Source organism: Streptomyces sp. NPDC054932 (genome assembly GCF_053610205.1).
In genome coordinates, this window is record NZ_JBSGXU010000236.1 from 1 (window position 1) to 10,221 (window position 10,221).

At 71.8% G+C, this 10,221-nt stretch carries 11 protein-coding genes; 7 read left to right on the forward strand and 4 right to left on the reverse strand.

Annotation, left to right across the window (positions count from 1 at the left end):
* From ACWGE1_RS36645 to ACWGE1_RS36660, 4 genes are all read right to left on the reverse strand, one after another.
* A partial coding sequence (locus ACWGE1_RS36645) for a slipin family protein (RefSeq protein WP_453424792.1) occupies window positions 1–818 on the reverse strand: 818 nt, incomplete at its 3' end.
* 72 nt (window positions 819–890) lie between these two features.
* Window positions 891–1,793 carry an aminoglycoside phosphotransferase family protein gene (locus tag ACWGE1_RS36650; RefSeq protein ID WP_453424793.1) on the reverse strand — a complete coding sequence of 301 codons (903 nt, stop codon included), beginning with the start codon at window positions 1,791–1,793 and terminating at the stop codon, window positions 891–893.
* Window positions 1,794–1,809: 16 nt separating this feature from the next.
* Window positions 1,810–2,277: a ferritin-like domain-containing protein gene (locus tag ACWGE1_RS36655; RefSeq protein ID WP_453424794.1), complete on the reverse strand. Its 468-nt coding sequence runs from the start codon at window positions 2,275–2,277 to the stop codon at window positions 1,810–1,812.
* Window positions 2,274–2,816 (reverse strand): hypothetical protein, encoded by a 543-nt coding sequence (locus ACWGE1_RS36660; protein ID WP_453424795.1) that lies wholly within the window; start codon window positions 2,814–2,816, stop codon window positions 2,274–2,276. Before ACWGE1_RS36660 ends, ACWGE1_RS36655 begins: the two co-directional genes overlap by 4 nt.
* A 167-nt stretch (window positions 2,817–2,983) precedes the next feature.
* Here ACWGE1_RS36660 and rimP point away from each other — a divergent pair, with 167 nt between their 5' ends.
* From rimP to truB, 7 genes are all read left to right on the forward strand, one after another.
* Complete coding sequence (gene rimP / locus ACWGE1_RS36665) at window positions 2,984–3,481, forward strand: ribosome maturation factor RimP (protein ID WP_030718678.1); 498 nt, start codon at window positions 2,984–2,986, stop codon at window positions 3,479–3,481.
* Between the two features lie 2 nt (window positions 3,482–3,483).
* Window positions 3,484–4,494, forward strand: coding sequence for a transcription termination factor NusA (nusA, locus tag ACWGE1_RS36670; RefSeq protein ID WP_453424796.1), 1,011 nt, complete (start codon window positions 3,484–3,486; stop codon window positions 4,492–4,494).
* A 145-nt stretch (window positions 4,495–4,639) separates the two neighbouring features.
* Window positions 4,640–4,933: a YlxR family protein gene (locus ACWGE1_RS36675; RefSeq protein WP_453424797.1), complete on the forward strand. Its 294-nt coding sequence runs from the start codon at window positions 4,640–4,642 to the stop codon at window positions 4,931–4,933.
* Window positions 4,934–5,074: 141 nt separating this feature from the next.
* Complete coding sequence (gene infB / locus ACWGE1_RS36680; protein ID WP_453424798.1) at window positions 5,075–8,209, forward strand: translation initiation factor IF-2; 3,135 nt, start codon at window positions 5,075–5,077, stop codon at window positions 8,207–8,209.
* A gap of 185 nt (window positions 8,210–8,394) precedes the next feature.
* A complete protein-coding gene (locus ACWGE1_RS36685; protein ID WP_150259788.1) occupies window positions 8,395–8,688 on the forward strand; it encodes a DUF503 domain-containing protein in 294 nt (97 codons plus the stop codon).
* A 28-nt stretch (window positions 8,689–8,716) separates the two neighbouring features.
* On the forward strand, window positions 8,717–9,166 hold the full coding sequence (gene rbfA, locus ACWGE1_RS36690; protein WP_030651161.1) for a 30S ribosome-binding factor RbfA: 450 nt from the start codon (window positions 8,717–8,719) through the stop codon (window positions 9,164–9,166).
* Window positions 9,163–10,071: a tRNA pseudouridine(55) synthase TruB gene (gene truB, locus ACWGE1_RS36695; RefSeq protein ID WP_453424799.1), complete on the forward strand. Its 909-nt coding sequence runs from the start codon at window positions 9,163–9,165 to the stop codon at window positions 10,069–10,071. The genes rbfA and truB overlap by 4 nt, the downstream gene beginning before the upstream one ends.
* The last annotated feature ends 150 nt before the right edge of the window (window positions 10,072–10,221 follow it).

A 10,221-nucleotide genomic window follows, 5' to 3' on the forward strand; every position in this document is an offset into this window, starting at 1 on the left:
CCTTCGGAAGCCGGGCCGGCCGGGGCCGGTTCCTCCCGCGCGGCCACCGCCGGAGGCGGCGGGGCCGCGCGCTCCAGGAAGCGCAGCAGCTCCACCGGGAACGGCAGAACCAGCGTGGAGTTCTTCTCGGCGGCGACCGCCACGACCGTGTGCAGCAGGCGCAGCTGGAGCGCCGCCGGCTGCTCCGACATGACCTCCGCCGCCTCGGCGAGCTTGTGCGAGGCCTGCAGCTCCGCGTCCGCGTTGATCACACGGGCCCGCCGCTCACGGTCGGCCTCCGCCTGCCGGGCCATCGACCGCTTCATCGTCTCCGGCAGGGAGACGTCCTTGATCTCGACCCGGTCGATCTGCACGCCCCAGCCCACCGCCGGGCTGTCGATCATCAGTTCCAGGCCCTGGTTGAGCATCTCCCGGTTCGACAGCAGATCGTCCAGGTCGGACTTTCCGATGATCGACCTGAGCGAGGTCTGCGCCATCTGCGAGACGGCGAAGCGGTAGTCCTCCACCGCCACGACCGCGCTCGCCGGGTCGACGACCTTGAAGTACACGACCGCGTCCACCCGCACCGTGACGTTGTCGCGCGTGATGCCCTCCTGCGCGGGCACCGGCAGCGTCACGATCTGCATGTTCACCTTGCGGAGCCGGTCGATCACCGGAACGATCACCGTGAAGCCGGGAGGCCGTACCTCCTCCCGCAGCCTGCCGAAGCGGAAGACCAGGCCCCGCTCGTACTGCTTGACCACCCGGGCCGCGGCGGCCATGTAGACCGCGACGCCCGCAGCCGTGGCGATGGCCGCTGTCAGCAGTTCTTCGACCATGACGGCCCCCTGCCGGACATACCTTCCTCTCTACGGTATGCCCCGGGGGGTGCATGATCGACCGGACGCCGCCTACAGCCAGGCCGCGAACTCCAGCAGCAGCTCCGCGTCCCGGCGCCGCCCGGCCGCCAGCGCGCGGTTGCCCGACTCCACCGCCCGGAAGAGCGTCCAGCTGCGCAGCCGGTCCCGGTCCACCTCCAGCGCGTCCGCCAGCTTGTTCACCCGGCGCCGGGCACCGGCCGCCCCCGCGGAGGAGGCCACCTGGTCCTCCAGCCGGTCCCGGACCAGCCGCGCCAGGTCGTACGCCCGCTCGCCAACCAGCGGATCGGGACCCACCGTCAGCCACGGAGCCCGCTCTCCCGCCAGCACCTTGCCCTGCCGGAAGTTCCCGTGGAGCAGCAGTTCCTCCGGAGGGGCCGCCACCAGCTCCGCGCGCATCGCCAGCGCCGTCTCGGCCAGGGCGCGGGTCTCGGCCGGGGCCGCCCGCAGAACCGCGGACTGCTGCTCGGTGCGCTCCGCCACCGTCTCCCACGGGTGCCCGGCCGGCGGCGCCACCCACAGCCTGCGCAGCGTGCCGCTGGCCTCCAGCAGGGCCTTCGCCTCCGGGAGCGAACGCAGCGACACCTCGGGGTGCAGCCGCTCCAGCAGCAGCGCCCCGTCGTCGTCGTGATGGCGCGTGTCGAGGACGCGTACGGCCCCGAAGCCGCCCCAGTGGGCCAGCGCGGCCAGTTCCCGGTCGGGCCGGGCGTGCGGGGGCGCCAGCTTGAGCGCGGCCGGGGTCCCGTCGGCGTACGTGACGAGGACCACCAGGCTGCTGCGGCCGCCCGGGGCCTGCACCCGCCGGGCCTGGACCCCGCGCCGGGACAGCGCGGCCTCGGTGAGTCGGGGCAACTGCCCCAGCCAGTCCGTGTCCTGCGCCGTTTCCGGCATCTCGCCGAGCGCCCGTACAAGCCGCTGCGGCGGTTCGAAAGCCATGCGTGCGTGGTCCCTTTCAGCTGTGCTGGGCCCGTTGCGCCTCGTCAGCGCGTTCCGCGAGCCCAGGGAAGGCTACGCCGACACCACGCCAGCGTGCCGCGCGCACAGCCGCCGCGCTCAGCGCGTCGGCCGCCTCGCGGCGCAGCGGACCCTCCGAGGCACGCACCAGATCGGAGTACGCGCCAGCCACCCGGTCCTCGATCTCGGCGGCCAGCCGCTCGGCGTCGGCCGGGGTGCGCACCTGGAACGGCAGGGCGTACGCGGCCTCCGCGGGCCGGGGCGATCCGCCCAGCTCCCGGACGGTCCGGGCGAGCGCGTCCCGGCGCGCGAGGTGGCCGCCGTACGCCTCCCGGGCCTGCGTCGCACGGGCGCCGGCGGACCGGGCGCCGATCACCCCGTAGCCGTACGCGGCCGCGTGCTCGGCGGCGAGTGCGGCCTGGGCGGCCTCCAGGGCCCGCCCGGCGGGGGAGGGTTCGGGCTTCACGACGCGGCTCCGGGGGTCGAGGTCAGCAGGTACGCGTGTACGGCGCCGCAGGCGGCCACCGAGGCCAGCAGCCGGGCCAGCTCCCCGGGAGCCCCGGCCAGGTCGATGGTCCGGTGCTCGGCCAGGCTGCGCTCGGCGTCCGCGAGCGCGGCCAGGGCTTCGTCGGGCTTCGGCGGCACCGGCTCACCGGTCGCCGCGGGCGCGGCGGCCCCGGTACCGCCGGACCGGGACGCGGAGGGGGACGGCGGGGCGGAAGGGGTGAGGGACAGGGCCGCGGCGTGCGCGGCGACGGCGGCGCGCAGCGGAGCGAGCCGTCCGGCCAGGGCCGGATGGGCGGCCGAAGTGGCGTCGTAACGTTCCACCAGTCGCGTACTGTCACGAACGGCTGCCTCCCGCATCCGCCGTTCGAGTGGAATCGTGACGTCGGCGTCGGTCGGGCGGCCGTCGGAGCACCCGGTCAGCAGGGCGGCACCCGCCGCACCCGCCGCACCGGCGAGCAGGCTCCTGCGCGAGGGTCTCGAAGGCAGAGTCCAGGGCACGGCGACGTCCTCCGGGTGATGAAGCGGCTGGTGGCGGGGCAGGGTGGGATCACGGTACCCGGGGCTCTGTCCACAGGGCTGACGGCAACACCCTCCGACACCGGATACCCTTTGACCTGACACACGACGGAAACCACAACAGCACACGCGGCCGAGGAGTCACCCGGATGAGCACCACCCAGAGCGACAGGCTGCGCGGACTGCTGGAGCCGCTCGTCGCCGCCAAGGGCCTGGACCTCGAAGAGATCGAGATGTCACGGGCGGGCAAGCGCCGGATGCTGCGGATCATCGTGGACTCCGACGAGGGCGTGGAGCTGGACGCGTGTGCCGAGCTGAGTCGCGAGGTCTCCGACAAGCTCGACGAAACCGATGTGATGGGTGAGGACGAGTACGTCCTCGAAGTGAGCTCGCCGGGCGCCGACCGCCCGCTGACCGAGCACCGTCACTACGTACGGGCGATCGGCCGCCTCGTGAAGTTCCAGCTGGCCGAGGGCGGGGAACTGATCGCCCGCATTCTCGAAGCCGACGACGAGGGCCTGGACCTCGAAGTCCCGGGCGTGAAGGGCCGCAAGGCGACCGCCCGCCGCATCGCATTCACCGACATCGCCAAGGCGCGTGTCGAGATCGAGTTCAACCGCAAGGACAAGAAGGAAGAGGAGGCGTAGCCGTGGACATCGACATGAGTGCCCTGCGGGGTCTGGTCCGGGAGAAGGAGATCTCCTTCGACCTGCTCGTCGAGGCGATCGAGTCGGCCCTCCTCATCGCGTACCACCGGACCGAGGGGAGCTTCCGCCGCGCTCGCGTCGTGCTGGACCGCACCAACGGTCACGTGGTCGTGTGGGCGACGGAAGACCCGAGGGACCTCGAAGAGGGCCAGGAACCCAAGGAGTTCGACGACACCCCGTCGGACTTCGGCCGGATCGCCGCGACGACCGCCAAGCAGGTGATCCTGCAGCGTCTGCGCGACGCCGAGGACGACCTGACCTTCGGCGAGTTCGCCGGCCGTGAGGGCGACGTCATCACCGGCGTCGTCCAGCAGGGCAAGGACCCCAAGAACGTCCTCGTCGACATCGGCAAGCTGGAGGCCATCCTGCCGGTGCAGGAGCAGGTCCCCGGCGAGGACTACACGCACGGTCTGCGCCTGAAGGCGTACGTCGTGCGGGTGGCGAAGGGCGTCCGCGGTCCGTCCGTGACCCTCTCGCGCACCCACCCCAACCTGGTGAAGAAGCTCTTCTCGCTGGAGGTCCCGGAGATCGCCGACGGCAGCGTCGAGATCTCGGCGATCGCCCGTGAGGCCGGTCACCGCACCAAGATCGCCGTCCGGTCCACCCGTTCGGGCCTCAACCCGAAGGGCGCCTGCATCGGCCCGATGGGCAGCCGCGTGCGCAACGTGATGGCCGAGCTGCACGGCGAGAAGATCGACATCGTCGACTGGTCGGACGACCCGGCGGAGATGGTCGCGAACGCCCTGTCACCCGCCCGGGTGAGCAAGGTCGAGGTCGTCGACTGGGACACCCGCTCCGCCCGGGTGACCGTGCCGGACTACCAGCTGTCGCTGGCCATCGGCAAGGAGGGCCAGAACGCCCGCCTCGCCGCTCGCCTCACCGGCTGGCGCATCGACATCCGTCCCGACACCGAGGTGTCCCCGGACACGGACCGGGATCGGGGCGGGGAATAAACCTGTACCGTCCGGGGCTTCCCGGACGGTAGACAGGCTCTGCGGCCGCTGCTGTGGCGGCGGATACAAGACAACACGACAGCCGTTCGATCTTTCCCCCGTCACTTGTCGGGAGAGAGGTCGGTGCGGGGAGGTAGACTTAGGCGTGTCTGGCCGGACGCAAGCCCGCGCATGCCCCGAACGCACCTGTGTGGGGTGTCGGGAGCGAGCGGCCAAGAACGATCTGCTGCGCATCGTGGCGGACGGGGACGCTTGCGTCCCCGATCCACGCGGTACGAGGCCGGGAAGGGGTGCCTACCTGCACCCTGCCGTGGTCTGCCTCGACCAGGCGATCCGCCGACGTGCGTTCCCCCGGGCCCTTCGGTCCGCCGGAACGCTCGACACGGAGAACCTGCGCAAAGCCGTGGCCGGTGAGGCCGGGCACACCGTAATGAAGTAGTACGGCACGGATACCCCGTGCGGTCAGGTACCTCGCGAGTTGGAAGTAGGTCGAGATTGCGATGAGCACTCGATGAGTACGCGATGAGTACGCCCATGAAGTAGCGACGGTCCGGCGTAACCCGGACCTAAAAGGAGCGAAGTGGCTAAGGTCCGGGTATACGAACTCGCCAAGGAGTTCGGAGTTGAGAGCAAGGTCGTCATGGCCAAGCTCCAGGAACTCGGTGAGTTCGTCCGTTCGGCGTCCTCGACGATCGAGGCGCCGGTTGTACGCAAGTTGACTGACGCACTGCAGGGCCCCGGCGGCAACGCCGGCAAGTCCGCTGCGAAGCCGGGTGCGCCCCGCAAGGCTGCCCCCGCCAAGCCCGGGGCCCCGACCCCGGGTGCCGTTGCACGTCCCGCTGCGCCGAAGCCCGGCGCACCGGCCCCCAAGCCGGTCGTCGCGGAGGCTCCGGCCGCCGCCGCGCCCGCCCCGGTGACTCCGGCCGCCTCCGGCCCGCGTCCCGGCCCGAAGGCTCCGGCCGCCCCGAAGCCCGCTCCGGCGGCGCCTGTGGCGACCGAGTTCTCCGCGCCTCCGGCGGCCCCGGCCGCCCCGGCGCGCACCGAGCGTCCCGCCGCGGCTCCCGGCCCCCGTCCGGCGCAGCAGCGTCCGGCCCAGGGTCAGGGTGGCCAGGGCGGTGCCCGTCCGGGCGCCCCGCGTCCGGCCGGCGCCACTCCCGGTGCTCAGACGCAGCGTCCCGCCGGAGCCCCCGGCTCCCAGGCGCCGCGTCCGCAGGGTGCCCGTCCGGCGGGTCCCCGTCCGGGCAACAACCCCTTCACCTCCGGCGGCTCCACCGGCATGGCGCGCCCGCAGGCGCCCCGTCCGGCCGGCGCGCCCCGTCCCGGTGCCCCCGGCGCCGGTGGCGGCCAGGGTGCTCCCCGCCCGCAGGGTGGTCCCGGCGGCGCTCCGCGTCCGCAGGGTCCCGGCGGCGCCCGTCCGACCCCGGGCGGCATGCCGCGTCCGCAGGGCGGCGCCCCGCGTCCCGGTGGTGCTCCCGGTGGTAACCGTCCGAACCCGGGCATGATGCCGCAGCGTCCCGCTGCCGGTGGTCCCGGTCCCCGTCCCGGTGGCGGCCCCGGTGGCCGTGGTCCCGGTGCGGGTGGCGCAGGTCGTCCCGGCGGTGCCGGTCGTCCCGCGGGCGGCGGCTTCGCCGGTCGTCCGGCCGGTCCGGGCTCGCGTCCCGGCGGCGGTGGCGGCTTCGGCGGCCCGCGTCCCGGTGGCGGCGGCTTCGGCGGCGGTCCGGCCGGTGCCGGTGGCGGCGGTCGTCCCGGCTTCGGTGGTCGTCCCGGTGGTCCCGGTGCCCGTGGTGGCACGCAGGGTGCCTTCGGCCGTCCCGGTGGTCCGGCCCGTCGTGGTCGCAAGTCCAAGCGTCAGAGGCGCCAGGAGTACGAGGCCATGCAGGCCCCGTCCGTCGGCGGCGTGATGCTGCCGCGCGGTGGCGGCGAGACCGTGCGCCTGTCGCGCGGTGCCTCCCTCACCGACTTCGCGGAGAAGATCAACGCCAACCCGGCGTCGCTCGTCGCCGTGATGATGAACCTCGGCGAGATGGTCACTGCCACGCAGTCCGTCTCCGACGAGACGCTCGAGATGCTGGCCGGCGAGATGAACTACGTCGTCCAGATCGTCAGCCCGGAGGAAGAGGACCGCGAGCTCCTCGAGGGCTTCGACATCGAGTTCGGCGAGGACGAGGGCGGCGAGGAATACCTCATGCCGCGTCCGCCGGTCGTGACCGTCATGGGTCACGTCGACCACGGTAAGACCCGACTGCTCGACGCCATCCGCAAGACGAACGTCGTTGCGGGCGAGGCCGGCGGCATCACGCAGCACATCGGTGCGTACCAGGTCTCCACCGAGGTCAACGACGAAGAGCGTCGCATCACCTTCATCGACACCCCGGGTCACGAGGCGTTCACCGCCATGCGTGCCCGTGGTGCGAAGTCGACCGACATCGCGATCCTCGTGGTCGCGGCCAACGACGGCGTCATGCCGCAGACGATCGAGGCGCTCAACCACGCCAAGGCCGCCGGCGTCCCGATCGTCGTTGCGGTCAACAAGATCGACGTCGAGGGCGCCGACCCGGTCAAGGTGCGCGGTCAGCTCACCGAGTTCGGTCTGGTCGCCGAGGAGTACGGCGGCGACACGATGTTCGTCGACATCTCCGCCAAGCAGGGTCTGCACATCGACTCCCTGCTCGAGGCCGTCGTCCTCACCGCCGACGCCTCGCTCGACCTGCGCGCCAACCCGGAGCAGGACGCTCAGGGTATTGCGATCGAGTCCCACCTCGACCGCGGCCGCGGTGCCGTTGCCACCGTCCTCGTCCAGCGCGGTACCCTCCGCGTCGGCGACACGATGGTCGTGGGCGACGCCTACGGCCGCGTGCGCGCCATGCTCGACGACAAGGGCAACAACGTCGAGGAAGCGGGTCCGTCGACCCCCGTCCTGGTCCTGGGTCTCACCAACGTCCCCGGCGCCGGCGACAACTTCCTCGTCGTGGACGAGGACCGTACGGCCCGTCAGATCGCCGAGAAGCGTGCTGCGCGTGAGCGCAACGCCAACTTCGCCAAGCGCGTCCGTCGCGTGTCCCTCGAGGACCTCGACTCCGTGCTCAAGGCCGGTCTGGTCCAGGAACTCAACCTCATCATCAAGGGCGACGCGTCCGGTGCGGTCGAGGCTCTCGAGTCCTCGCTGCTCCAGCTCGACGTCGGTGAAGAGGTCGACATCCGGGTCCTGCACCGCGGTGTGGGTGCGGTCACCGAGTCCGACATCTCGCTGGCGATGGGCTCCGACGCCATCGTCATCGGTTACAACGTCCGTGCGGCCGGCCGTGCCGCGCAGATGGCGGACCGCGAGGGCGTCGACGTTCGCTACTACTCGGTGATCTACCAGGCCATCGAGGAGATCGAGGCGGCCCTGAAGGGTCTCCTCAAGCCGGAGTACGAAGAGGTCGAGCTCGGTACGGCGGAGGTCCGCGAGATCTTCCGCTCGTCCAAGCTGGGCAACATCGCCGGTGTCCTCATCCGGTCCGGCGAGGTCAAGCGCAACACCAAGGCGCGGCTCCTGCGCGACGGCAAGGTCGTCGCCGAGAACCTCACCATCTCCGGTCTGCGCCGCTTCAAGGACGACGTCACCGAGATCCGCGAGGGCTTCGAGGGTGGTATCAACCTCGGTTCCTTCAACGACATCAAGATCGACGACGTCATCGCGACGTACGAGATGCGCGAGAAGCCCCGCGCGTAAGCGCGTGGCACACCGCAGCGTGTCGTAGCTCGTAACACCGGGGCCGGTCGGCGGAATATCCGTCGATCGGCCCCGGCCGTTGCGTGTACGGTTCTGGTGACCCGGCCGCGCGAGCGCCGGGTGATCCTGCCGGGCGACGGCCCGGCAGGCCACCGAACCCGCACCGGCGGGATATCCGGAACTGCATGTACGTGGGGACTCTGTCCTTCGATCTGCTCCTCGGCGACGTCCACTCGCTGAAGGAGAAACGCTCCGTCGTCCGGCCCATCGTCGCCGAGCTCCAGAGGAAATTCTCCGTGAGCGCGGCCGAGGTGGGCGACCAGGACCTCCACCGCCGGGCGCGGGTAGGAGTCGCTCTGGTGAGCGGGGACGCGGGGTTCCTCTCGGACGTACTGGACCGCTGTGAGCGGCTGGTAGCGGCGCGTCCGGAAGTGGAGCTGCTGTCCGTACGACGGCGCCTCCACGGTGATGAAGACTGATAGCAAGACATAAGAAGGAGACGGACCAGTGGCCGACAATGCGCGGGCGAAGAAGCTGGCGGACCTCATCCGGGAGGTGGTGGCGGAGAAGCTGCAGCGCGGAGTCAAGGACCCCCGCCTCGGTACGCACGTGACCATCACGGACACCCGGGTCACCGGCGACCTGCGGGAGGCCACGGTCTTCTACACGGTCTACGGCGACGACGAGGACCGCGCCAGCGCGGCAGCGGGCCTGGAGAGCGCCAAGGGCGTACTGCGCTCCGCGGTCGGCCGGGCGGCGGGCACCAAGTTCACGCCCACTCTGACCTTCGTCGCGGACGCCCTCCCGGAGAACGCCAAGACCATCGAGGACCTCCTCGAGAAGGCACGGACCTCCGACGCCCAGGTGCGCGAGGTCTCCTCCGGCGCCCAGTACGCCGGCGACGCCGACCCGTACAAGAAGCCGGGCGAGGACGACGAGGACGCAGCCGCGGAATGAGCACCAACGCAGGGAAGACTCCGGACGGCCTTGTCATCGTCGACAAGCCGTCCGGCTTCACTTCGCACGACGTGGTCGCCAAGATGCGCGGGATCGCCAAGACCCGCCGCGTGGGCCACGCCGGCACCCTCGACCCGATGGCGACCGGCGTGCTCGTCCTGGGCGTGGAGAAGGCCACCAAGCTCCTCGGCCACCTCGCGCTCACGGAGAAGGAGTACCTCGGCACGATCCGTCTGGGTCAGAACACCCTGACGGACGACGCCGAGGGCGAGATCACCTCCACCACGGACGCCACCGGGGTCACCCGGGACGCCGTGGACGCGGGCGTCGCCAAGCTGTCGGGCGAGATCATGCAGGTCCCGTCCAAGGTCAGCGCGATCAAGATCAAGGGCGTGCGCTCCTACAAGCGTGCCCGCGACGGCGAGGACTTCGAGATCCCGGCCCGGCCGGTGACCATCTCGTCGTTCCAGGTGTACGACATGCGGGAGGCGGAGGCCGAGGACGGCACGAAGGTCGTCGATCTGGTCGTCTCCGTCGTCTGCTCCAGCGGTACGTACATCCGCGCCCTCGCCCGCGACCTGGGCGCCGACCTCGGCGTCGGCGGGCACCTGACCGCGCTGCGCCGCACGCGGGTGGGCCCCTACAAGCTCGACCGGGCGCGCACCCTGGACCAGCTCCAGGAGGAGCTGACCGTCATGCCCATCGGCGAGGCGGCCGCAGCGGCCTTCCCGCGCTGGGACCTGGACGCCCGGCGGGCCTCGCTGCTCGCCAACGGCGTGCGCATCGACATGCCGCAGGAGTACGAGGCCGGCCGCACGGTCGCGGTCTTCGGGCCGCAGGGCCAGCTGCTCGGGCTCGTCGAGAGCAAGAACGGAAAGGCGAAGTCCCTCGCGGTCTTCGTCTGAACCGGATCGTCCACCCGGTCACCGGGTGTTGACGTGGGGGGGGGGGGGGCCCCCGGGCGGCGCCCCCCCCGCCACCCCCCCCCCCCCGGGGGGGGGTTTACACCCCCCCCCCCCGATTTAAACCGGCCGGGCGGCGCGGGGGGGGGTTGT